The sequence below is a fragment of the Saccharothrix sp. genome (genome assembly GCF_031180885.1).
GTDB lineage: Bacteria > Actinomycetota > Actinomycetes > Mycobacteriales > Pseudonocardiaceae > Actinosynnema.
This window is the reverse complement of record NZ_JAPSLK010000039.1, coordinates 39,396-62,135: the sequence shown is the minus strand read 5'-3', so window position 1 is coordinate 62,135 and position 22,740 is coordinate 39,396. Positions and strand designations below refer to the sequence as shown.

Genomic DNA, 22,740 nt, shown 5'->3' with positions numbered 1-22,740 from the left:
TCGCAACCGGTGAAGCGTGGTTGCGAAGAGGAGCGAAGCGCGGTTGGGCTGCGCCCAGGCCGTACGAGGGACGAACCGAGGCCCTTCCTGTGGCTTGGCAAGCCCGAGCAACAGCTGCGCCTGCGGCGCGGAGGTGGTGGGTGCGGCTTGGGTTAGCGGTTGGAGGCGGTTTGGACGAAGGTCGCCAGGTCCTTGGACTGCTGGATGCGGCTCGGCTCGTGGACGTACATCATGTGGCCCGCCGGGTAGTAGGCGTGCTCGATGTTGTCCAGGAGTTCGCGCGGGACCTTCAGGTGTGCCACCACGTGTTCTGAAGCGTAGTAGGGGGTTGCGCCGTCGTAGTGGCCGTAGGCGATGTGCACCTTCAGGTCCGGGTTGGCGCGCATGGCTGAGGCCAGTTTGTCCGCGACCGTGACGTGCCTCGCCTCGAACTCCTTGAAGGACCACGGGTGCACGGTCCGGGAGATGATCTCGTACGGCAGGTCGTTCTCGTAGTTCAGGTCCGCGCGCAGGTAGTGGTTCAGGGCGGCGGTGTACGGGCCGAGGATCGCCGAGTAGGACGGGTCCTCGCTGAACAGTTCGCGGCCGTAGTCGGTGTCCGGGCCGGAGAAGCGGGAGTCCAGGCGGCCCACGACGCGGCGTTGGGAGCGCAGGAGTTCGGTGAAGAAGCGGACGTGTTCCAGGCGCAGGTCCACGCGGTCCACGTAGTCCTCGGAGAGACCGGTGAGGGAGGCGAGTTTGGCGACGGCCGCGGCTCGTTCCTCGTCGGTCAGGCGGTGGCCCCGGGCCAAGGCCCACGGGTAGTCGCGGGAGGCGAAGTCTTCGGCCTCGGCCAGGACTTCGTCGAGCGGGCGGTCGCCGTGCAGGCCGTGGTAGTGGGCGATGGCGGCGTAGGTCGGCATGAACAGCGTGTGGGGCAGGTCGTTGCCCTCGCTGAAGTCCAGGGTGGCGAAGTCCAGCACCGACGAGATGAGGACCAGGCCGTTGAGGTACATGCCGTAGCGGGTCTGGAGGTGGTCGGCGAGGGCCGCCGCGCGGGTCGTGCCGTAGGACTCGCCGGCCAGGAACTTCGGGGACAGCCAGCGGCCGTGGCGCGAGGTCCACAGCCGGATCACCTCGCCCACCGACTCCACGTCGCCCTGGAACCCGTGGAAGTCGCCCGGCTTCTCGCCCTTCACCGCGCGCGAGTAGCCCGTGGAGACCGGGTCGATGAAGACCAGGTCGCTGTGCGCGAGCAGGGTCTCCGGGTTGTCGACCAACTCGTACGGCGGGGGCACCAGCTCGCCCACGTCGCCGGACACCACGCGGCGCGGTCCGAGCAGGCCCAGGTGCAGCCACACGCTGGAGGAGCCGGGGCCGCCGTTGAACGCGAACGTCACCGGGCGCTTGGCCGGGTCGGCGCCGTCGAGGGTGTAGGCGGTGAGGAAGACCTCGGCCTTGGCCACGTGGCCGTCGAACTTGCCGTCGGTGTGCACCTCCTGGCGCAGCACCACCCGACCGGTGGTCGCGGTGTAGTTCAACTTGCGCCGCTTGACGGTGATGCTGTGCTGGGTGGTGACGAGGTCGTCGGTCGGGGTGTCCTTCCCCGCGTCGCCGTTCCCCGTCACCGGGGGCTTGCCGTCCTCGGTGTCCTTGTCGGTCATGGTCGAACTCTACGGTTGGGGCACGGGTCGATGCGCAGCCTTTCCGAGCTGGACGAGCGGGTGGTCACGTGCCGCGCGTGTCCCCGGCTGGTGGCGTGGCGCGAGGAAGTGGGGCGGGTCAAGCGGGCCGCGTTCGCCGACGAGGAGTACTGGGCGCGGCCGGTGCCCGGGTTCGGTCCTCCGAACGCCCGGTTGGCGCTGGTGGGGCTGGCGCCGGCCGCGCACGGCGGCAACCGGACCGGGCGGATGTTCACCGGCGACCCGTCGGGTGACTTCCTGTACGCGGCCCTGCACGCGGTGGGGTTGGCGTCCCAGCCGACGTCCGTGCGGCGCGGCGACGGCCTGGAGCTGTACGGCACCCGCATCACCGCCCCGGTGAAGTGCGCCCCACCGGAGAACAAGCCGACCGCCGAGGAACGCGACAACTGCCGGCCGTGGCTGATCGCGGAGTTGGAGTTGCTGCGGCCGACCCTGCGCGCGGTGGTGGTCCTGGGCGGCTTCGGCTGGCAGGCGTTGCTCCCCGTGCTGGCGTCCTGCTGGCAGGTCCCCCGGCCGCGGCCGGTCTTCGGTCACGGCGTCCAGGTGACCCTGCCGGCGCAGGACGACGGGCCGGATTTGGAGCTTTTCGGCAGCTACCACGTGAGCCCCCACAACACCTTCACCGGCCGCCTGACCCCGTCGATGCTGGAGGACGTCTTGCGCCGAGCGGCCCACGCGGCGGGACTGTGAAGATCGCTTGATCGAGTGGTCTTTGCAGGTGGACAGGGGGTGTTCCAGAAAACATACTGTTCCACGTGTCGCGGAACCCCCTAAAAGGTGGAACAACCGAGGTGGAGCTGATCGCTTCCGCCACGGAGGCCGTCCGGGCCGTTCTCCCGCCGAGTTGGGGGGTCGAGGTCCGGCTCGAACCCCGCCGCGACGTGGGTGGGCGCGCCATCGAGGCTGATGCGGAACTGACCCTCCGCGACCCGAGCGGTTCCTCGGCGACGGTGCTGGTCGAGTCGAAGCGGCAGATCTTGCCGAAGGACGTGGCACGGGTCGCCGCCCAAGTGGCCGCGTTCCAAGGCGGTGACGCGCGAGGTGCGGTGCTGGTGGCGCCGTTCGTGTCGCCCACGGTCCGTGCGGAGTTGGAGAGACACGGCATGGGGTGGTTCGACCCCACCGGCAACCTCCGGCTCGCCGTGGAACGACCTGCGGTGTTCATCGACCGCGTCGGTGCGAACCGGAGTGCCCTGAGAGATCCGGAAGAACGACTCCTCAAGACGCTGCGAGGCGCCGCGGCAGCGCGAGTCGTGCTGGCCCTCTGCGAGTCGCGGACACCGGTGGGCGTGCGCGAAGTGGCGACGCTGGCGGGCGTGAGCGCGTCGAGCAGTTCACGGGTGCTCGACCTGCTCGACCGGGAGGCCACGATCCGGCGCGGCGCGGACGGAGCGGTCGTCGCGGTGCGCAAGCGGGCGCTGGTGACCCGATGGGCCGCCGACTACCAGGTGATGAAATCCAACGAGGTCATCGCGGCGATCGATCCCCGTGGGATCGACCACGCCTTGAAGGCACTTCCCGATGTCGATGTGCCGGCCGTGCTCACCGGGTCGGCCGCCGCACGGGCGTACTTGCCCGCAGGGGTGACGCCGGTGTCCCCGCTGGTTTCGTTGAGCGTCTACACAGCCGACCCGATCGGCCTGATGGATCGGCTCCGGCTCAAGCGAGTGGAGCGCGGGGCCAACGTGTTCGTCATCCGGCCCTACGACGACGTCGTGGCAGAACGCGCCCGAACGGTTAACGGCCGGCGGTGTGCTCCTCCCGCACAGGTGGTGGCGGATCTGCTGACCGGATCAGGGAGGTCGACGGAGGAGGCGGAGCAGTTGATGGGTGTACTCGCTGCTGCTGAAGAGGGTTGGGCCGCATGACCCCACCCGAGTACGTGGCAGCGCGAGCGGTCCTGCTGGACGCCTTGCAGGCCCTCGGGCCCCACCTCCAGGCCGTGGTGCTGGTGGGCGCACAAGCCGTCTACCTCCACAGCGGGAGCGCCGACCTCGCGACCGCGCCGACGACCACGGACGCCGACCTGGTGGTCGCGCCCGGCCTGGTGGCGGACGAACCGCTCATCGCCTCGGCCATGGAGAGCGCCGGGTTCGTGCCGGGCGGGCAGCCGGGCACCTGGCTGGGGCGCGGGCAGGTCGCGGTCGACCTGATGGTGCCCGAAGCCCTCAGCACGGGACACGGCCGCCGATCGACCGAAGTGCCGGGGCACGGCCGGTTCTTCCGCCGGACGCAAGGCCTCGAGGCGGCGATCGTGGACAACGACACCCGCCGGATCGACGCCCTGGCCCAGGACGACACGAGGTCGTTCGACGTCCGGGTGGCAGGCCCGGCGGCGCTGATCGTCTCGAAGATGGTCAAGATCAGCGAACGGCTGCCGAACCCGAAGCGGCTCAAACCCAAGGACGGCTTGGACATCCTGCGCCTGCTCCGGGTGGCCGACCCGATCGCTCTCGCGGTGACCTTGGACCGGCTGCTCGCCAACGAGTTGTCCGCCGATGCGACACGGATCGCCGTGGACGCCTTGCGCGCGCACGGCACCAACCCCGACGGACTCCTTCCCTCGCTCGCCGCGACGGCCGAAGCGGGCTTCGAAGATCCCGAGGTGATCAAGGCGTCCACGGTCGCGCTGGTGGAGGAAGTGCTGGACGGCCTGGGCCTCGACGGGTCGGGGGACGACCGGTTCGTCGGGATCTTGGCCTAAAGGACGGGCGTTCGGGCAGTTCGGCGGGCATCCTCGTGTCATGAGACCCCGGGTCGTCCTTGCGCTCCTCGTGGGGTTGGCGCTGGTTGTCGTCGCGCTCGCCGCGCGCGGAGCGTCGCCGGTGCCGTACGCCGAGCGCGGCGAGCAGGACGGGCCGGTGATCACCAAGCCGCCTGCCGAGGACGTTGCCGACGTCGACCCCGGCTCGGTGGCCGGTGGGTCGTTGGCGCTTGTCGTGCTCGTGCTGGTCCTGATGGTGTTGATCGTCCTCGCCGGACTTCTCACCATGGTCCGGCTGCCGCGCAAACGGCGGCGGCGAGGGGGCACACCGACGGGCGAGACAGGCGACGACGGGTACGTGAAGGCGCCGGAGCTGTTGGTGCGCGGAGCGCGGGAGGCGTTGGAGGACCTGGCTCGGCGGGCCGGAGGGCCGCCGCGCGACGCGGTGGTGGTCGCCTGGTTGCGGTTGGAGCAGGCGGCGGCGGACAGCGGGGTGGGGCGGTTGGCGCACCAGACGCCGACCGAGTTCACCGGCTCCCTCCTCGCCCGGTACGCCGTGGACGAAGCGGCCACCGGAAAGCTGCGGCGGGTCTACCAGAGGGCGCGGTTCGGCACCGCCGAGGTCACCGAGGACGACGCCCGGACCGCGCGGGAAGCGTTGGAGCACATCGTGCGCGACCTCGACGGGAGCCGGGCGTGACCGCCGAAGACCCCGAACCGATGCGCCCGCTGCTGGGCATGGGCGCGGCCGTCGGCATCGGGGTCGTGGTCGGGGTGGCGACGGCGTTCACGCTCGTCCGCGTGGGCGCGCCGCTGCACTGGACGGTGGTGGTCGCCGTCCCCGTGGTCGCGCTCGGGGTGCTGGCCGCCCGACTGCCCCGCGCCACCGACATCGTGTGGGCCGCGCCGCCCTCCCTGTTCTCCACCGCGACCTCCGGGCACGCCAGCACCCTGGCGAGCCGGCTCGCCGAGGCCGCCATCGACCACGACCGGTTCACCGTGCGCGTCCAACCCCGCCTCCGCCGCCTGGTCGAGGCACGCCTCCGCCGGCGGCACGGCGTCCACGACCTCGCCGACCCGCGCGCCCGCGCGCTGCTCGGCCCCGAACTGCACCGCCTGGTGACCGACCCGGCGGCCACCCTCCCCGAGCCCACCAGGCTCGCCGAGCTGTTGGAGAACCTGTGACCTCAGCGACCCGCATCGGCATCGAGGCCAAGTCGGTCCTCGACGCCGTCGGCACCGTCGTCGTCGGCCGGCAGCGGTCGCTGCGGCTAGCGCTGGCCGCGGTCCTGGCCGGTGGCCACGTCCTGCTGGAGGACGTCCCCGGCCTGGGCAAGACCCTGATGGCCCGGTCGCTCGCGCAGGCCCTGCGCCTGGACTTCAAGCGCCTCCAGTGCACCCCCGACCTGCTGCCCGCCGACGTCACCGGCTCCTTCCTCTACGACCCGGGCGAGCGCGACTTCCACTTCCGCGCCGGTCCGGTGTTCACCGGCCTGCTGCTGGCCGACGAGATCAACCGCACGCCGCCCAAGACCCAGTCGGCACTGCTGGAAGCCATGCAGGAACGCCAGGTCACGGTCGAGGGCCGGACGTTCCCGCTGCCGCGCCCCTTCCACGTCCTGGCCACCGCGAACCCCGTCGAGTACGAGGGCACCTACCCGCTGCCCGAGGCGCAGCTCGACCGGTTCCTGCTCCGCCTGGACATCGGCTACCCGCCGCCGGAGGAGGAGGTCGAGGTGCTGCGCCGCCGCCTGGCCCGGCAGCGCGAGGAGACCGAGGTCGAACCCGTGCTGGACACCGACCGGCTGCTGGAACTCCAGCAGGGCGTCGAGCGGATCACCGTGGACGAGGACGTCCTGCGCTACTGCGTGGACCTGGCCGCCGCCACCCGCGCGCACTCGGCCGTCGAGGTCGGGGCGTCACCACGTGGTGCGCAGGCGCTGGTGCTGGTCGGCCGGGCGCTGGCGGTGCTCGACGGGCGGGATTTCGTGCTGCCCGAGGACATCAAGGAGTGCGCGGTCCCGGCGTTGGCGCACCGGCTCACGCTGCGGCCCGAGACGTGGACGTCCGGCGTGACCGGCGTCGAGGTCGTCACCGAACTGCTCGGCCACGTCCCCGGACCGGCGAGCAGCCGGTCATGAACCGCGGGCAGCGCATCAAGGAAGCCCTGTCCGGCGGGCGCGGGTCGCACTGGCACCCCACGGACGCCCTGGTGCGCGGCGCGGCCCTCGGGGTCGGGCTGGTCGTCGTCGGCGGGTTGATCCACCGGGTCGAGCTGGTGCTGTTCGGCGCGCCGCTGCTGGTGTCCACGTTGATCGCGCTGGTCACCAAGGTCGGCGGGAAACCGGTCGTGACGGTGCGCGGACTGTCCCGGACGGGTGCGAGGCCACCGTCGGCTCGTCGCGTCGCCTTTCCCGACGATCACGCTTTTCGATCGGCGGGAAACGCGGCGCGACGAGCCGACTTTCGGGCGGCCGAGCCGCGAGCCGGAGGCGAGCCGTCCAACACGGTCGGGGCGGCGAAGTCGCTGGTCGAGGTGGACGCGGGCGACGGGGCCGAGGTGATCGCGATCCGGCTGCCGGTGGACGAGCCCGGGCCCGGTCCGGTGCACCTGCTGCCCGCCACCACCCGGTCGGTCGAGGTGGTGCTGCGCCGCGACTCCTGGGGTGAGGGCGTGGACCTGCGCCCGGACCACCTGGTGGCCGGTCCGGACGGGCTGCTGGTGTTCGGTCCGGTGACCGCCGCCGAACGGGGCCGGGTGATCCTGCCGCCGGTCCACCGGCTGCCCGCCGGGCTGCTGCCCGCCCGCGCCCGCGGTCTGGTCGGCGCGCACCGGGCGCGGCGGCCGGGGGATTCGGTGGAACTGCGGGACATCCGCGCCTTCCAGCCGGGTGATCGGCTGCGCCGCGTCGACTGGCGGGTGTCGCTGCGGGCGGGCGCGCTGCACGTCCGGGAGCACCACGCGGAGGCGGACGCGGACGTCGTGCTGGCCCTGGACACCCGGTTCGACGTCGACCAGGACGTCGGCTCGTGGTCGGTGGCGACTCAAGACGCGACCACCCGGGACGGCGGGAGCCTCGACCTGGCGGTGCGGGCGGCGGCGTCGCTGGCGGCCGGGTACCTGCGGCAGGGCGACCGGGTGGGCCTGGTGGACCTGGGGCGACCCGAGTTGTCGGTGCGGCCGGGCGCCGGTCGGCGGCAGTTGTTGCGGCTGCGCAACCAGCTCGTGGTGTGCGCGCGGTCGGCGGGGTGGGCGCAACGGCCCGTGCTGCGGCGCGAGCAGTTGCCGCACGGGGCGCTGGTGGTCGTGTTGTCGCCCTTCCTGGACGCGGACGTCGCGGAGCTGTCGGTGCACGCGGCGCGGCGCGGTCACGTGGTGCTGGCGGTGGACGTGCTGCCGTCGGACCTGAAACCGGACCGCGAGACGCCCTGGGGGGCCGCCGCGCTGCGCGTGCTGCAACTGGAGCACGAGGTTCGGATGGAGGCCATGCGCCGGCACGGGGTGGCGGTGGTGACCTGGGACCCGCGTGGCGCCGCGATCTCGACGGTCCTGCGGGAAGCGGCTCGACCGGGGGTGCGGCGGTGAATCCGGGAACGGTCGAATTGCGCCGCGGCTGGCCCGGATGGCTGTTCCGCGCGGCCGTCGGAGTGGTCGGCCTGGCCGCCGCCGGCGTGCTTTACGCCGAAGGGGTGACGATTACTCCACTGGTGTTGTACGTCGGCCTGACCGCCGTGGCCGCCGCCATTCCCGCGTCGGCCGCCGCCGCGCTCCTCGTCGCCTATCCACCGGTCGCGTTGGTGGTGCTCGGCGGCGAACCGGTGCGGCCCGGCGTGCTCGTGCTCGTCGCGCTGGTCCATTTGCTGCACGTGCTGTGCGCTTACGCAGCGCTCGTACCCACCCGGAGCCGAATTCACCCGTCCGCACTGCGCCCGGCGGCACTGCGGTACGTCGCGGTGCAGGCCGGTGTACTCGCTTTGGCGGGTGTCGTGCTCCTTTTGCCGGGCGGCCGGACGGACGCCGCCGTTGAGGTGATCGGACTGGCGTGCGCGGCCGGTCTGGTGCTCGGCGCGGTGGTCCTGATGCGCCGGCGGAGCTGAGAGAAGCGTCTCGACCACTCAGCGGAAGCTGAGCTTCTGGATCGTTCCTCTCAGCAGGTTCGCCCTTGGCGGGGGCACCGCCGCTGGTCAGCGCGCCAAGTGTCGCTCATCACCCGGCGACCGTGGTCACAACGGGGCCTGACGACCCGTCGGAAACGACCCTCCGGTGCGACCATAGGCGTATGGCTGCTGTGAAGTCGCAACCCACACGGATCGTGATTGTCGGCGGTGGGTACGTCGGCATGTACACCGCGCTGGGATTGCAGAAGAAGCTGCGTTCCGGTGAGGCGTCGGTCACGGTCATCGACCCACAGCCCCACATGACCTACCAGCCGTTCCTGCCCGAGGCGGCGGCGGGCTCGATCGAGCCGCGCCACGTCGTCGTGCCCCTGCGCAAGGTCCTCAAGCGCTGCCACGTGGTCACCGGCCGCGCCACCAAGATCGAGCACGCCCGCAAGGCCGTGACGGTCGAGCTGGCCGACGGCCACGTCGAGGAGTACGAGTACGACGTCCTCGTGTCGGCGCTGGGCGCCATCTCGCGCACCCTGCCCATCCCGGGCCTGCCCGAGGTCGGCATCGGCATGAAGACCATCGGCGAGGCGATCTACCTGCGCAACCACGTGCTGTCGCGGCTGGACCAGGCCGCCAGCACCAACGACCCGGAGCTGCGCAAGCGGCTGCTGAGCTTCGTGGTCATCGGCGGCGGCTTCGCGGGCATCGAGACGCTGGCGGAGCTGGAGGACATGGCCCGCTACGCGCTGCGCTACTACGAGGGCCTGCGCCAGGAGGACATGCACTGGGTCCTGGTCGAGGCGACCAACCGGATCATGCCCGAGGTGAGCGCCAAGCTCGGCGTCTACACGGTGCAGCAGCTGGAGAAGCGCGGCATCAAGTGCTACCTCGACACGCGGGTCAAGTCGATGGAGAACGGCCACGTCGTCCTCGACGACGGCACCGAGTTCGACTCGGACACGATCATCTGGACGGCCGGCATGAAGGCCAACCCGATGCTGCGCAACACCGACCTGCCGCTGGACGCGCGCGGTCGCGTGCAGTGCACCGCGGCCATGCAGGTCGTCGGCCTGCCCGGCGTGTGGGCGGCGGGCGACTGCTCGGCGGTGCCGGACCTGTCGCGCACCGAGGAGGACCCGACCGCGACCTGCGTGCCCAACGCGCAGCACGCGATCCGGCAGTCGAAGCTGCTGGCCAAGAACATCGTGGCCACCCTGCGCGGCCGCAAGCCGAAGGACTACTTCCACAAGTACCTCGGCAGCGTCGCGGGCCTGGGCCTGTACAAGGGTGTTGCGGACGTGTTCGGGCTGCGTTTCAAGGGTGTTGTCGCCTGGTTCATGCACCGCAGCTACCACGTCATGTTCATGCCTACGGTGAACCGCAAGTTCCGAGTGTTCGTCGACTGGACGCAGGCGTTGTTCTCGGGTCGTGAGGTCGTCGCACTGGGGCAGATCCACGAGCCGAAGGCGGAGTTCGACCGGGCCACGAAGAGCTGAGTGTGGTGCCCACTGCGCCGTTTGGTGGTGGTGGGCAAGCATCCGTCTGGCCCAGCTTCGTAACTTAAGCCCCCAATAGGAGTAATGGGCAGCGCGTCACCTTGACATTGCGTAACGTGAACCCGAGACTACGACTGGTGCGCCACCAAAAGTGTGACGCACCAGTGGGGAGAGAGGTGACCGCGATGTCGCTTGAGGAGCTGGCCGCACAGCTTCGCCGCGGTGAGATCGAGGACCGTGCGCTGGCGGAGTACGCCGCCGAGTACGCCACCGCCGGAAAGGTTTTTCGCAGCAAGAAAGACGACTGAGTCATGTCCGCTTCCGGGTGGGGGAGCGACCTGGTTCCCCCACCCGAGGCCGTCCGGCCCGTGAAGCCCACCCCACTGCTGTTGCAGGGTCAGGACTACATCTTCCGGTCACCCGCCAAGAACCTGGACTTCCAGGAGCAGGTGCACCGCCTCGGCATGGTCGACGAGGGCGACGGCAGCCCCGTGCCGTGCGTCCTGGTCCTCGCCCGCGCCGCCGACATGGAGATGAACGCCCTCTCCATCGCGCTGGCCGAACGCGGCATCCGCATGGCCCGCGTCGACGCCGACCGCTGCGTCGACCTCCCGTTCACCGTCTACACCGACGCCCCCCTGGTGGAGCTGGACCGCTGGCTGCTGCGGCCCCTGCTGGTGTGGCGCCGGCACTTCGAACTCTCCGCGCTCCAGGTCGAACCCGGCACGCTGGCCGGCGCCTACGCCGTGGACCAGTGGGGCGCGGTCGCCAACTGGCTGGCCACCCGCGGCGACTGGGCGCACGTCAACCCGGCCCGCGCCACCGCCCACCTGGACCGGCTCACCCAGCTGTCCGACGCGGCGTCGTTCGGCCTGACCGTCCCGCGCACCGCGGTGACCACCCGACCCGGCCGCACCCGGCCCGGCGGCGGGCGGTGCATCGTCAAGACCACCGGCCGCCACCTGCTCGAACCCCGCCCGGGCATGCAGCACGGCCTGTTCCCGCGCCCGCTGGAGACCAGTCGCGCGGGCGACGTCCCCGAGTCCGCGCCGGTCATCGTGCAGGAGTACGTGCCGTCCGAGACCGAGCTGCGCGTGTTCGTCGTGGGCGAGCAGACCCTCGCGTTCCAGGTCGACAAGCTGGACCCGGCGCAGCTGTGGGTCGACCCCGAAGCGGTCCGCGTGACCCCGGTGGACGTGCCGGCGCGCCTGTCGGACCGCCTGCTGGCCTTAGCGCGGCACTGGCGCTTGCAGGTCGCCGCCTTCGACCTCCTCGTCTCCGGTGGCGACCACGTGTTCCTGGAGGTCAACGTCAACTGCGACTGGCGGTGGTTCGAGCACCGCGCGCAGGACGAGCGGGTGTCCGAGGCCGTGCACGAGTGGGTGGCGGCGCGTTTCAAGGAGTTGATGGGTGCGGGTAAAGGTCGCTGAGCACGCGGCGCTGTTCTACCAGGACGGCACCGTGGTGTGGGACGACTACCTCCACCACCGGCAGTTCGCGATCAGCGAGACCGCCGAGCTGCTGTGCCGCAAGTTCACCGCGTTCACCGACGTGGACGAGCTGCTCGCGCCCCTCGGCGAGGCCGACCGGACCGCGCTGCGCAAGGTGCTGGACGAGCTGGTCGAGTCGGGCGTGCTGGTCGTGGAGGGGTCGCCGGAGCACGAGGCCGAGCGCCGGATGCTGTCCGGGTGGCGGGCGTGGGGCGCGTCGGCGCGGCACTTCCACTTCGCCAGCCGGACCCTCGCCGACGCCCCCTACCAGGCTTCGGACGAGCACGACGCCCTGCTGGACGAGAAGATGGCGGGCGACCCGCCGCCCGCGCCGTTCCGCAGCACCGGCGGCCCGGTGGTGCCGCTGCCCGGGTTGCCGCGGGACCCGTCGTGGGGATCGAAAGGGCTGATGGACGTGCTGCTGTCCCGGCGCACGTCACGCGACTTCGGCCCGGGGCGGGTGCCGCTGGAACGGCTGGGCGAGCTGCTGGCGGTGCTGGGCGCGCCGTCGCCGGTGCGGTCGCGGATCGGGCGGACCGGGACGGTGTTCAAGACCAGCCCGTCCGGCGGCGGCCGGCACCCGGTGGAGATCTACGCGCACGTGCGCGGCGTGGACGGCCTGGCCCCCGGCTGGCACCACTACGACGGCCTGGCGCACGCGCTGGAGCCCCTGGGCGTGTGCTGGACGCCGGCCGAGATGGCCGAGGCGGCGGGGGATCAGGGCTGGGTGGGTGAAGCTCCGGTGGTGCTCGCCTACACCGCGGTGTTGGAGCGGACCCGGTGGCGGTATGACACATCTCGCGCGTACCGGGTGGTTCAAATGGATGTGGGTCACCTCTCGCAAACCGCGTATTTGGTGGCTACCGCAATGGGATTTGGTATCGGCTTCACCGCAGCATTGCGGGATGAACTCGTCGAACAAGCACTGGGGTGTGACGCTTATCACGAAGCAGTACTCGGGATGAGTGCGCTCGGTCCATTACCCGAATGAGCGCAATAGCGGTTGGCATTGAGCCGTGCGGGGGACTTGTGACGAACCAGCCCCACGAACGCTGCGTAACCGCTTAGGCTCGCCGCTGCCCCCGTAGCCCAAAGGAAGAGGCAGGCTCCTTAAAAGAGTCACAGTACGGGTTCGAATCCCGTCGGGGGCACGACTGCTGCGACCTTCGTCGTCACCCGACCATCGGGTGATCAAGATCGTCCGGCGGGGTGGGTGATCCGCCCACCCCGCCACCACGTCGGATCAGCCTTGCGTGGTCACCCAGTCGCGGACGACCTCGTCCAGCACGGCCAGCGGGAGCGGCCCGCCGCCCAGCACCAGGTCGTGGAACGCGCGGATGTCGAACCGGTCGCCCAGCGCCGCCTCCGCCGCCGCCCGGATCCGCTGGATCTCCAACCGCCCCACCATGTACGACAGGGCCTGCCCGGGTGCCGCGATGTACCGGTCCACCTCGGACTCGATCTCCACGGTCGCCAGCGGCGTGTTCTCGGCCAGGTACGCGATCGCCTGCTCCCGGCTCCACCCGTGCGCGTGCAGCCCGGTGTCCACGACCAGCCGCCCGGCGCGCATGGAGTCCATCGCCAGCATCCCGAGCCGGGCCACGTCGTCGGAGTACAGCCCCATCTCGTCGGCCAGCCGCTCGCAGTACAGGCCCCAGCCCTCCAGGTACCCGGTCACCGTGGCGACCCGGCGCAGCATGGGCAGGTCGGTCAGCTCCTGGGCCAGCACGATCTGGAAGTGGTGCCCCGGAACGGCCTCGTGGAACGCGATCGCCTCGGCCTGGTACCGGAACCGCTCCTCCACCCGGTGCGTGTTGGCGTAGTACGTGCCGGGCCGGGTGCCGTCCATCGACGGCGGCGCGTAGAAGGCCGTGGGCGCGCCGGGGGCGTCCACCTCGGGCACCGGCTCGACCAGGCACCGCTTGGACGGGATCCGACCGAACCACGCCGGCGCGGCCTCCTCCGCCCGCGTCACGGCCGCGCGCGCCGCCTCGATCAGCTCCTCCTCGGAACCCCACCGCAGCGCCGGGTCGTTGCGCATCCGCTCGAAGATCTCGGCCACGTCCCGCGTCCCGAACACCCGCGACCCGACCTCGGCGTACTCCTCCGCCAGCGCCGCCATCAGCTCCAGGCCGGTCTGGTGCAGCTCCTTGGGCGTGCGCTGGGTGCTGGTCTGCACCCGCGCCAGACCGGCGTACACGGCCTCGCCCTCGGGCAGCCAGCACAGGCCCACCTTGTCCAGCGGACGGCCCTCCAGGCCCGCCACCAGGTTTCGGTAGGCCGCGAAGGCGGGCCGCACCTCGGCCTCGATCAGCTCGTCGCGCGCCGCGTTGAACTCGTCGCTCCCGCCGACCCGGGCGAACGGGTCCTCCGGCGCGGACAGGTACCGGTCCAGGTAGTCCACCGCGGCGTCCCGCAGGTGCGCGACGGGCAGGCGCCCGGCCGCCGCGCCCTCGGCGTGCCGCTCGCCGACCACCCGCAGGAACGCCGGGATCGCGGCCAGCCGGCGCAGGTAGTCCTGCTCCTGCTCGGGCGTCTTCACCACGGTCATCGGCATGACGTTGAGGACCTCGCCCGCCGCCGAGAAGAACGAGGGGCTGATCGTGTACTCGACCGACCGCGCGTCGAGCAGGTCGACCGTCGCCTCCGCCTGCTGGACCACCACGGCCCGGGTCACCGGGTCGTCGGAGTCGGGCAGGGCCCGCGCGCGGGCGGCGATGTCGACGGCCTTGACCCGGGCGGCGGCCTCGGCGTCCGGCGTGTGGTCGGTGAGCAGGTGGTCGTAGCCGGGCAGCCCGAACACGGTCGCGCCCAGCGGAGACAGGCGGGACATCAGGTCGAGCAGTTCTTCGGCGAGACTTGCGGTCGTGTCCACGGTGAGAGCCCCCCGGGCATCGATGGGAAAGCAACTTGCTACTTAGCCTAAATAACGACTAGAGCCGGTCCAAATAGGCGAGCACGGCCAGCACCCGCCGGTTGTCGTCCTCGGACAACGGCAGGTCCAGCTTGCCGAAGATGTTGGCGATGTGTTTGCCGACCGCTTTCTCCGTGACGAACAGCCGCGCGGCGATCGCCGCGTTGGACCGGCCTTCCGCCATCAGCCCGAGCACTTCCCGTTCGCGCGGGGTCAACGTGGTCAGCGGGCGGTCGCGGTCGCCGCGGGTGAGCAGTTGGGAGATGACCTCCGGGTCCATCGCGGTGCCGCCGGCGGCCACCCGCCGGATCGCGTCCACGAACTGCTTGACGTCCGACACCCGGTCCTTGAGCAGGTAGCCGACCCCGCCCGCCCGGTCGGACAGCAGTTCGCGCGCGTAGAGCTGCTCGACGTACTGGGACAGCACGAGCACCGGCAGCCCCGGCACCCGCTTGCGCGCCTCGATCGCCGCCCGCAGCCCCTCGTCGGTGAACGTCGGCGGCAGGCGCACGTCGACCACCGCCACGTCCGGACGGTGGTCGACGAGGGCCTTGAGGAGGGCGGGACCGGAGTCGACCGCCTCCACGACGTCGAAGTCGTAGGCCTGGAGCAGCCGGATCAGGCCGTCCCTGAGGAGGACGAGGTCTTCTCCGAGGACAACGCGCACGGCAGCTCCATGGTGACGATCGTGGGCCCGCCCATCGGGCTCGCGATGCCGAGTGTGCCGTCAAAAGCCCCCAGCCTGCGCTCGATTCCGCGCAGTCCGCCGCCGTCGGTCGGTTCCGCGCCGCCGCGACCGTTGTCCCCGATCATCAGCCCCAGCCGGCCGTTCTCGTGCCGCACCCGCACCCACGCGCTGGTCGCGCCGCTGTGCTTGGCCACGTTGGTCAGCGTCTCGGCGACCGCGAAGTACGCCGCCGACTCCACCGGCGCCTCGGGCCGGCCGGGCAGCACCACGTCCACCTCGACCGGCAGCGGGTGCGCCAGCGCCAGCGCCTTCAACGCGCCCTCCAGGCCCCGGTCGGCCAGCACCGGCGGGTGGATGCCGCGCACCAGGTCCCGCAGCTCCGCCAGGGCCTGCGAGGACGACTGGCGGGCCTCGGCCAGCAGGTCCCGCGCCGCCTGCGGGTCCCGGGCCATCAGTTCCTCGGCCATGCCCAGGCTCATGCCCAGCGCCACCAGCCGGGCCTGCGCGCCGTCGTGCAGGTCCCGCTCGATCCGGCGCAGCTCGGCGGCCTGCGCGTCCACCGTGTCGGCCCGCGAGTCGGCCAGCTCCTGCACCCGGTTCGTCAGCGCCTCGGTGGCGCTGGGCGCGAGCATCCACCGCACGAACGACGCGTGCACCCGCACGATCCGCTCCGTGCCCCACCAGGCGAGCAGCAGGTAGAGGCCGCCCAGCAGCGGCGCGAGGAACCAACCGCCGGGGTCCTCCGGGCCCAGGCCGTTGGGCCGGAGGTCGGTGCCGCCCGCCAGCCAGATGAACGGCGTGAGCAGACCCAGGACCCCGCCCAGCCACAACGCCGCCGGAAGCACGCCGAACAGCACGCCCAGGACCGCGTTGAGCGGCAGGAAACCCAGGTCCCGCCAGGTCGCCGGGTCGGTCGCGATGGTGCGGACCCGGGTCATCGGCCCCCGGTTGGCGGGCTTGCGGTAGGGCAGCGGGATCGGCTCCCCCAGCACCTTCCCGGCCCACCACCGGTGCAGCGTCGTGTACTTGCGCGCCAACGCGGTGAACAGCAGCAGCAGCGGCACGCCCACCGTCACCAGGATCAGCGGGTAGGTGTAGAGCTGGAGCGGGATCAGCGGCAGGCCGATCAGGCACAGCGGCACCCGCGCCAGGGCGAGCCCCGCGGTCCTCAGCCGCGAGGCCGCTCCGCGCACGAGGTCGTGGTCCGTCATGCCGTCGATTCTTCCGGCCGGCCGCGGCGAAAGCGGTGGGTTTAACCCCCCGATCAGACCTCGACCACGGCCCCGTCCGGCAGCACCTCCACGCCGGCCTCGCGGATCTTGGCGTGCTCGGCCGATGCCGGGTCGAGCACCGGGTTGGTGTTGTTCAGGTGCGTGTACACCCGCCGGACGTGCGGGTGGCGGCGCAGCTCGGGCAGGGTGTGCGTGATCGGCAGGTGGCCCATCGCGGACTGGCCGCCGGTCCGGCCGGTGGCCGTGCCCATCTCCGACGGCGCGTAGAACGTGCCGTCCAGCAGGGCCACGTCCGCCTCGGCCACCAGGTCGTCGAACCCCAGCGGCCAGCCGGCCAGGCACGGCGCGTACAGCACGATGCCGCCGGTGCGCGGGTCGTGCAGCCGGTAGGCCACCACCCAGTGACCCTCCACAGTGGACTCGCCCGCGTACCGGGGCCGCTTGCCGCTCACCGGGAACGCCGTCACCTCCAGCCCGCCGTCGAGCGCGAAGGTCTGCTCCGGTTCGACCTGCCGCCACCGCCACTCGGCGTAGGACTCCAGCACCGCCCGGGTCTCGCCCAGCGCGTGCAGCACGGTCGCGGGCGCGTGGACGCGCAGGCCGGGCGCGCCGCGCAGGGTGAGCAGGCCCAGGGTGTGGTCGAGTTCGGCGTCGGTGAGCAGCACGCCGCGCACCGGGGTGTCCCGCGGACCGGGGCCGGGGTGCAGGGCCGGCGTGGCCGCGAGCTGGAGGCGCAGGTCGGGGGAGGCGTTGAGCAGCCACCACGAGACGCCGTCGCCGCTGACCGCCAGGCCGTCCTGGAGGCGCGGGGACAACTCGCCGCGCCGGACCGCCGCGCACGGCCCGCACGCGCAGTTCCACTGCGGCACACCGCCACCCGCGGCCGTGCCGAGCAGGACCACCTTCACCGCGCCACCTCCCCCGGCGCCAGGACCACCTTCACCGCGCCACCTCCCCCGGCGCCAGGACCACCTTCACCGCGCCACCTCCCTGGGCGCCAGGGCGTCCGCCGCGGGTCGCCGCAGCACCAGGTCCACCAGGCCGCGGTGCGGGGACAGCGAGCACACCGGGTCGGTGTTCGCGGCGTTCCCGGTCAGCTGGAAAGCCTGGCAGCGGCAGCCGCCGAAGTCCACCTCCCGGCGCGGGCAGCCCCGGCACGGCTCGCCCATCCAGTCGAACCCGCGGAAGGCGTTGAAGGACACCGAGTCGTGCCAGATCTCCCGCAGCGGACGGGACTTCACGTTCTCGATGCCCAAGCCCTCGATGACCGTCGCCGCCGGGCACGGCAGGACGTCGCCGTTCGGCGCCACGGTGAGCTGCCGCGCGCCCCACCCGTGCATGCACGGCTTGGGGTGCGCCTCGTGGTAATCGGCGATCACGTACACGATCTCCATGCGGGACCGGCTTTTCGCCTCCCGCACGACGTCTTCCGCTTGTCTCAACTGGGTCCTCGTCGGCAGCAGCGCCGCCTGGTTGCGCAACGCCCACCCGTAGTACTGCGTGTTGGCCAGCTCCAACCGGTCCGCGCCCATGTCCTCGGCCAGCGCGACGATGTCGGCCAGGTGGTCCAGGTTCTGCCGGTGCAGCACCACGTTCACCGTCAGCGGCAGACCGGCTTCCTTCACCACCCGCGCCGCTGCGGGCTTGTGCGCGAAGCCCTTCACGCCCGCGATGCGGTCGGCGTTGGCCGGGTCGGCGTCCTGGACGGAGAGCTGCACGTGGTCCACGGCCAGCTCGGCCAGCCGCCCGGCGGTCAGCCCGAGCCCGCTGGTCACCAGGTTGACGTACGCCCCGAGCCCGCTCGCGTGCCCGACCAGCTCGGGCAAGTCCTTGCGGGCCAACGGTTCCCCGCCGGACAGGTGGAACTGGAGCACGCCCAGCTCGCGCGCCTGGTCGAAGACGTCCCACCACTCGGCGGTGGACAGCTCGGCGTCCCGGCGCACCAGTTCCAGCGGGTTGGAGCAGTAGCCGCAGCGCAGCGGGCAGCGGTGGGTCAGCTCGGCGAGCAGCCCGAACGGCGGTTCAGCCATCGGTCACCACCACTCTGCGCGCGATCAGCCGGGTGACCAGCTCGGCCACGTCGTCGACGCGGACGCCGTCGAAGTCCTCGGCCAGCTTCTCCGCCATCTGCGCGATGGTGGTGCGGCCGTCGCACATGCCCACGACGGCGGCGGCGGTCTCGTTGAGCACCAGCACGCCCTCCGGGAACAGCACGACGTGGCTGTCCCGGGTCTGGTCGTACGCGGTCTTCACGCCCTTGCCCAGCCTGGGCGTGGTGAACAGGTCGCTCATGGTCTCGTCCCCGAGTAGTAGTCGACGGTGTCGAGGATCGCCCGCAGCACGTCGCACTTGAAGGCCAAGGCGGCCACCGCCGCCTCCTGCCGCTCGCGGGTCGCGCAGTTGCGCACGACCAAGTCCAAAGTGGACTTCCCTTCTCCCGAGATCACCTTGAGCCGCGCGGTGAAGTAGGCGAACCCCTCTTCGGCGATCCAGGGGTACCGCGCCCGCATGTCCGCCAACCGCCGGGTCATCAGGCCGCGGGAGAACATCTCGGTCAGCCCCGACGCCACCGCCTCCACCCAGTGCCTGGTGCGGGCGAAAGTCACGTAAGCGTCCACCGCGAACCGCACTCCCGGCAGCACGTGCCGCTCGTCGAGCACCTCGTCCCGGGACAGCCCCAACGCTTCGGCCATGCGCAGCCAGTCCTCCGCACCGCCTTCGCCGGGCTTCGTGCCGTCGTGCCAGACGATCCGCTCCCGCCACAGCCGCCGGACGTCGGGGTCGGGGCAGTTGGCGAGGATCGCGGCGTCCTTGCGGGGGATGCTGCGCTGGTAGTACCACCGGTTCGCCGCCCAGGACCGGAGTTCTTCCTTGGTGAGGGTGCCGGCGTGCAGGCGCAGGTGGAACGGATGTGTGTCCCAGTAGCGGCTGGAAAGCGCGCGCAAGCGGGCAGTGAATTCCTCAGCCGACCACGGCTCGGTCATGCTTCTGACTCCAGAGTTGGTGAGACACGACCGGCGAGGCCGCGTCGGCCTGTCGCGCCGCTTTCCCGCCGATCACGTCCTTCGATCGGCGGGAAAAGCAGCGCGATGGGCCGACGCGGCCTCGCCCGCGACGCCGGAGGCGGCGCCACGGGCAGAGTCAGCTCCTGGCCGCGTACGCGGTGACTTCCATCGGGGTGTCGACGTCGACGAAGTCGGGCTTGACCCACGTGCGCTTCGGTTCGGTCTGCATGGCGCGTCTCCTCGCAGTCGTCGTGAGGACGCGGCGGCGGAGTCCCACGGTAGAGCGTCCGGAGCGCCTCGCGCTAGATCGTAAGGAGGGTTGCCCAACCCGCAAGTGGATCAGTCCTGGCGTGATCGTTGCCGGTCTCGGTTGGCTGTGGTTGCATCGGAAGCGACCGCCGAGTTCCGCCGCCGAGCCAGTGCGGACTACGGAGGAGCGCACATGCGTGCTCGTCTAGGTGCGGTGCTTTCGGTCGCCGCTCTCGTCGCAGCGGTCGGACCCGCGCACGCCGAGCCGACGGCCGCCGCCGTGCGGACCGTCGCGACCGGTCAGGCCGTCCCGTGGGACATCGAGTTCCTGCCCGACGGCAGCGGCATCTTCACCGAACGCGACACCAAGAGGATCAAGAAGATCACCGGGACGACGGTGACCACCGTGCACACGGTGGACGCGGCCGTCCCCGGCGGCGAGGGCGGCCTGCTGGGCCTGGCCGTGTCGCCGACGTTCGCCACCGACAACACCGTCTACGTCTACTACACCGCCGCTTCGGACAACCGGATCGCCCGGGTGCGCCTGGGCGGTGCGGTCGAACCGATCGTCACCGGCATCCCCAAGGCCCGCGTCCACAACGGCGGCGGGCTGGAGTTCGGGCCCGACGGCTACCTGTGGGCCACCACCGGGGACGCGGGCGTGACCGGCAACGCCCAGAACGTGAACTCGTTGGGCGGCAAGGTCCTGCGCTTCACCACCACGGGCGCGGCCGCGCCCGGCAACCCCTTCAACAGCCGCGTCTACACCCTCGGCCACCGCAACCCGCAAGGCATCACGTGGGCCAACGGCCGGGCGTACGCGACCGAGTTCGGCCAGAACACCACCGACGAGCTGAACTGGATCGAGGCCGGGAAGAACTACGGGTGGCCCACGTGCGAAGGCACGTGCTCGGACAGCCGGTTCGTCAACCCGGTGAAGACCTGGCCCACCTCCCAGGCCGGCCCCACCGGCATCGGCTTCTACAAGGACGCCCTCTACATCGGGGCGGTCACCGGCCGTCGGGTCTGGAAGGTCCCGGTCTCCGGCACCACCCTGGGCACGCCGGTCTCGCTGTTCACCGGCTACGGCCGCATCCGCGCGGTGGCGCCCGCACCGGACGGCACCCTGTGGATCGGCACCTCGAACCGGGACGGCCGCGGCACCCCTGCCGCCACGGACGACCGCATCCTCAGCACGGACGGCTGACCATCAACACGCACGGCTGACCATGAGCACGGAGGGCTGATCACCTAGTTGCGTGCGGGAGGCATGCGCCGGAGTTGTTCCAGCACAACGGGGTCCTGCAACTGCATCCACTGGACGACCTCGGTGTACGTGGCGCACACGGTGTCCTCCCGCACGCAGACCTCCTCCATGAACTTCTCCACCGCCGCGCTGAACGCCCCGCCGGCCCAGTCGTTGAAGTGGTTGCCCACCACCATCGGCGCCCGGTTGCCGTTGAACGCCGCCTGGTACACCGACCGGTACGTGTCCAGCACGACCTGGGTGAACTCGCCCGGCGGCCCCGGGTCGTCCTTCGCCCCGTTCAGCGCGTACCAGAGGTTGAAGTCCATCATCACGACCTGCTTGCCCAGCGCGGGCACCCGGACCTCCGGCATCGGGAACTCCCACATCCCGTTCTGCACCGACGGCCACACCACGCCGAGGCTCACGTGGCTCGTGTCGTACACCAGCCCGTGCCCGCGCATCGCCGGGAACGCCTGCCCCCAGTCGCCCTCCAGGCACGGCGTCCGCCCGCCCCGCACCGCCGCCGGGTCGAGCTTGAACCCCTGCGCCCGCGCCTTCTCCACGACCGCGAAGAACTGGTCCAGCTCGCGGTTCCACTCGTCCGTGGTCCACTTGCCCACGCTGGGCTCGTCGCCCTGGCAGTAGTGGCCGTTGTAGTGCGTCCCGATCTCGTGCCCGGCGTCGATGGCGTCGTTGAGGTACCTGATCCGCGCGGCCACGTCCTCGCGCGACCCGCCGAACCCGATCGAGGAATACCCCGGGCGGTGGCCGGGACCGGTGTAGGACGCGCCTTCCGCGTCCGGGATCAGGTACACGCCCGACAGCAGACCGGTCACGTGCGCGTTCACCCGCTGCGCGAGCGGCATCACGCGGTCCCAGTGCGCCTTGGACGCGGCCCCGTCGAACGAGAACAGCACGAACTGCGGCGGCTTCTCACCCGGCTGCACCTTCCGCATCCACTTCGGCGGTGCCGCGGGCGCGGGCACGGTCGGCGTCGGCCCGCTCGACGAGGTCGACGGCTGGCGCGGGGCGATCGGCAGGGGAGCGGCCAGTTCCCCGGTGTCGTGGGTCGGCGCCTCCTCCCGCGCGCCAAGCACGGCGAGCACGGACAAGGTCAGCGCGAGCGCCACCGCCGTCGTGACGAAACCCCTGCGTTTCACACCATCAAGACGACTGCGGGTAGCCGGTGGTTGCTTCTACGTGACCGGCGTGGCCACGACCACCTGGTTCTCCTCGTACCCCTGCTCGCCGCCGACCCACCGCCCGCCGCAGGTCACCAGCACCAGCCGGTGCGCGCCACGCGGCCCGAACAGCTCGACGGCCCGCGTCGGCAGTTCGTCCTTCCGAACCGTGTGCACCTCGCTGACGGTGTACTTGAACACCTTGCCCGCGGTGTCGACGACCGACACCTCCCGGCCCGGCGCGGACCGCCACAGCTCGTCGAACGGCCCGGTGACGCCCTTCCAGTTCACGTGCCCGGCGAGCACCGTCGCCCCTTCGGCGGCACCCAGGTCCACGCCCCACCAGGTCGCCTCGCCGACGCCTTCCGGGACGGGCAGCTCACCGTTGGCGGTGACCTCCTTGCGCACCAACGTGGCCAACCCGCCCTCGGGCAGCCGGACGGTGCCCGGTGCCTGCGTGGGTGGCGGCGGTGGTTCGCTCGACGGCGGGGGTGTGGTCGGCGACGCCGGCGGATTGGCCCCACCCGGCAGCCCCGCCAGGTCCACGCCCCGCCCACCGTTCAAGCTGTCCCCGAGCGGGTGTGGCACCACGGGGTCACCCGGCTCGGCGACCCCGGCCACCACCTCCGGAGCCGGCGAGAACACCAGCGCGGCCCCGGCGAGGACACCCGCCACCACCGCGCCGGTCACCAACACCTTCACTCTGTCGTGTTTCACACGATCGGGCCTTTCGCGACCGG

24 protein-coding genes and 1 tRNA gene are annotated in these 22,740 nt (G+C 71.6%); 14 read left to right on the top strand and 11 right to left on the bottom strand.

Translation table 11 applies throughout. The annotated features are described in order from the left end of the window. Nucleotides 1-152: 152 nt before the first annotated feature. Nucleotides 153-1,643: a peptidase S10 gene (locus RIN75_RS31495; protein ID WP_309115687.1), complete on the bottom strand. Its 1,491-nt coding sequence runs from the start codon at nucleotides 1,641-1,643 to the stop codon at nucleotides 153-155. Between the two features lie 30 nt (nucleotides 1,644-1,673). Between RIN75_RS31495 and RIN75_RS31490 the strand changes: the two genes are divergently transcribed. From RIN75_RS31490 to RIN75_RS31430, 13 genes are all read left to right on the top strand, one after another. Next, a complete protein-coding gene (locus RIN75_RS31490; protein WP_309115686.1) occupies nucleotides 1,674-2,372 on the top strand; it encodes a uracil-DNA glycosylase in 699 nt (232 codons plus the stop codon). Between the two features lie 101 nt (nucleotides 2,373-2,473). Then, nucleotides 2,474-3,550, top strand: coding sequence for a type IV toxin-antitoxin system AbiEi family antitoxin (locus RIN75_RS31485; protein WP_309115685.1), 1,077 nt, complete (start codon nucleotides 2,474-2,476; stop codon nucleotides 3,548-3,550). Continuing rightward, nucleotides 3,547-4,386: a hypothetical protein gene (locus tag RIN75_RS31480; protein WP_309115684.1), complete on the top strand. Its 840-nt coding sequence runs from the start codon at nucleotides 3,547-3,549 to the stop codon at nucleotides 4,384-4,386. The genes RIN75_RS31485 and RIN75_RS31480 overlap by 4 nt, the downstream gene beginning before the upstream one ends. Nucleotides 4,387-4,426: 40 nt before the next feature. Further along, a complete protein-coding gene (locus RIN75_RS31475) occupies nucleotides 4,427-5,086 on the top strand; it encodes a DUF4129 domain-containing protein (RefSeq protein WP_309115683.1) in 660 nt (219 codons plus the stop codon). Beyond that, complete coding sequence (locus RIN75_RS31470; RefSeq protein ID WP_309115682.1) at nucleotides 5,083-5,571, top strand: hypothetical protein; 489 nt, start codon at nucleotides 5,083-5,085, stop codon at nucleotides 5,569-5,571. Before RIN75_RS31475 ends, RIN75_RS31470 begins: the two co-directional genes overlap by 4 nt. After that, nucleotides 5,568-6,527, top strand: a complete 960-nt coding sequence (locus RIN75_RS31465; RefSeq protein ID WP_309115681.1) for a MoxR family ATPase — start codon at nucleotides 5,568-5,570, stop codon at nucleotides 6,525-6,527. Before RIN75_RS31470 ends, RIN75_RS31465 begins: the two co-directional genes overlap by 4 nt. After that, entirely contained in the window at nucleotides 6,524-7,972 is a 1,449-nt protein-coding gene (locus RIN75_RS31460) for a DUF58 domain-containing protein (protein ID WP_309115680.1), read from the top strand. The genes RIN75_RS31465 and RIN75_RS31460 overlap by 4 nt, the downstream gene beginning before the upstream one ends. Next, on the top strand, nucleotides 7,969-8,484 hold the full coding sequence (locus RIN75_RS31455; protein ID WP_309115679.1) for a hypothetical protein: 516 nt from the start codon (nucleotides 7,969-7,971) through the stop codon (nucleotides 8,482-8,484). Before RIN75_RS31460 ends, RIN75_RS31455 begins: the two co-directional genes overlap by 4 nt. Nucleotides 8,485-8,666: 182 nt before the next feature. Beyond that, nucleotides 8,667-9,992, top strand: a complete 1,326-nt coding sequence (locus RIN75_RS31450; RefSeq protein WP_309115678.1) for an NAD(P)/FAD-dependent oxidoreductase — start codon at nucleotides 8,667-8,669, stop codon at nucleotides 9,990-9,992. Nucleotides 9,993-10,177: 185 nt separating this feature from the next. Continuing rightward, the gene (locus tag RIN75_RS31445; protein ID WP_015098199.1) at nucleotides 10,178-10,300 is read left to right on the top strand and encodes a hypothetical protein; all 123 of its coding nucleotides are present in this window, start codon (nucleotides 10,178-10,180) and stop codon (nucleotides 10,298-10,300) included. 3 nt (nucleotides 10,301-10,303) lie between these two features. After that, entirely contained in the window at nucleotides 10,304-11,422 is a 1,119-nt protein-coding gene (locus tag RIN75_RS31440; RefSeq protein ID WP_309115677.1) for a hypothetical protein, read from the top strand. Then, a complete protein-coding gene (locus tag RIN75_RS31435; protein ID WP_309115676.1) occupies nucleotides 11,403-12,473 on the top strand; it encodes a SagB family peptide dehydrogenase in 1,071 nt (356 codons plus the stop codon). The genes RIN75_RS31440 and RIN75_RS31435 overlap by 20 nt, the downstream gene beginning before the upstream one ends. Before the next feature lie 87 nt (nucleotides 12,474-12,560). After that, nucleotides 12,561-12,633: transfer RNA gene (locus RIN75_RS31430), tRNA-Leu, on the top strand. Nucleotides 12,634-12,725: 92 nt separating this feature from the next. Here RIN75_RS31430 and RIN75_RS31425 read toward each other — a convergent pair. The 8 genes from RIN75_RS31425 to pqqA form a co-directional block, all read right to left on the bottom strand. Further along, entirely contained in the window at nucleotides 12,726-14,357 is a 1,632-nt protein-coding gene (locus RIN75_RS31425; RefSeq protein ID WP_309115675.1) for a DUF885 domain-containing protein, read from the bottom strand. A 58-nt stretch (nucleotides 14,358-14,415) separates the two neighbouring features. Then, nucleotides 14,416-15,063: a response regulator transcription factor gene (locus RIN75_RS31420; RefSeq protein WP_309115674.1), complete on the bottom strand. Its 648-nt coding sequence runs from the start codon at nucleotides 15,061-15,063 to the stop codon at nucleotides 14,416-14,418. Then, entirely contained in the window at nucleotides 15,015-16,295 is a 1,281-nt protein-coding gene (locus RIN75_RS31415) for a sensor domain-containing protein (protein WP_309115673.1), read from the bottom strand. Before RIN75_RS31415 ends, RIN75_RS31420 begins: the two co-directional genes overlap by 49 nt. A gap of 53 nt (nucleotides 16,296-16,348) precedes the next feature. Continuing rightward, nucleotides 16,349-17,224 (bottom strand): pyrroloquinoline quinone biosynthesis protein PqqB, encoded by an 876-nt coding sequence (gene pqqB / locus RIN75_RS31410; protein ID WP_309115672.1) that lies wholly within the window; start codon nucleotides 17,222-17,224, stop codon nucleotides 16,349-16,351. A 66-nt stretch (nucleotides 17,225-17,290) separates the two neighbouring features. Further along, complete coding sequence (gene pqqE, locus RIN75_RS31405; RefSeq protein WP_309115671.1) at nucleotides 17,291-18,346, bottom strand: pyrroloquinoline quinone biosynthesis protein PqqE; 1,056 nt, start codon at nucleotides 18,344-18,346, stop codon at nucleotides 17,291-17,293. Beyond that, nucleotides 18,339-18,608 carry a pyrroloquinoline quinone biosynthesis peptide chaperone PqqD gene (gene pqqD, locus RIN75_RS31400; RefSeq protein ID WP_309115670.1) on the bottom strand — a complete coding sequence of 90 codons (270 nt, stop codon included), beginning with the start codon at nucleotides 18,606-18,608 and terminating at the stop codon, nucleotides 18,339-18,341. Before pqqD ends, pqqE begins: the two co-directional genes overlap by 8 nt. After that, nucleotides 18,605-19,300 (bottom strand): pyrroloquinoline-quinone synthase PqqC, encoded by a 696-nt coding sequence (gene pqqC, locus RIN75_RS31395; protein WP_309115669.1) that lies wholly within the window; start codon nucleotides 19,298-19,300, stop codon nucleotides 18,605-18,607. Before pqqC ends, pqqD begins: the two co-directional genes overlap by 4 nt. A 157-nt stretch (nucleotides 19,301-19,457) precedes the next feature. Further along, on the bottom strand, nucleotides 19,458-19,550 hold the full coding sequence (pqqA, locus tag RIN75_RS31390; protein WP_309115668.1) for a pyrroloquinoline quinone precursor peptide PqqA: 93 nt from the start codon (nucleotides 19,548-19,550) through the stop codon (nucleotides 19,458-19,460). 213 nt (nucleotides 19,551-19,763) lie between these two features. Between pqqA and RIN75_RS31385 the strand changes: the two genes are divergently transcribed. Beyond that, the gene (locus tag RIN75_RS31385) at nucleotides 19,764-20,777 is read left to right on the top strand and encodes a PQQ-dependent sugar dehydrogenase (RefSeq protein ID WP_309115667.1); all 1,014 of its coding nucleotides are present in this window, start codon (nucleotides 19,764-19,766) and stop codon (nucleotides 20,775-20,777) included. Between the two features lie 44 nt (nucleotides 20,778-20,821). On the opposite strand, the gene RIN75_RS31380 is transcribed toward RIN75_RS31385, so the two are convergent. Beyond that, on the bottom strand, nucleotides 20,822-21,979 hold the full coding sequence (locus RIN75_RS31380; protein WP_309115666.1) for a polysaccharide deacetylase: 1,158 nt from the start codon (nucleotides 21,977-21,979) through the stop codon (nucleotides 20,822-20,824). 36 nt (nucleotides 21,980-22,015) lie between these two features. Continuing rightward, nucleotides 22,016-22,702, bottom strand: coding sequence for a class F sortase (locus RIN75_RS31375; RefSeq protein ID WP_309115665.1), 687 nt, complete (start codon nucleotides 22,700-22,702; stop codon nucleotides 22,016-22,018). Nucleotides 22,703-22,740: the final 38 nt, after the last annotated feature.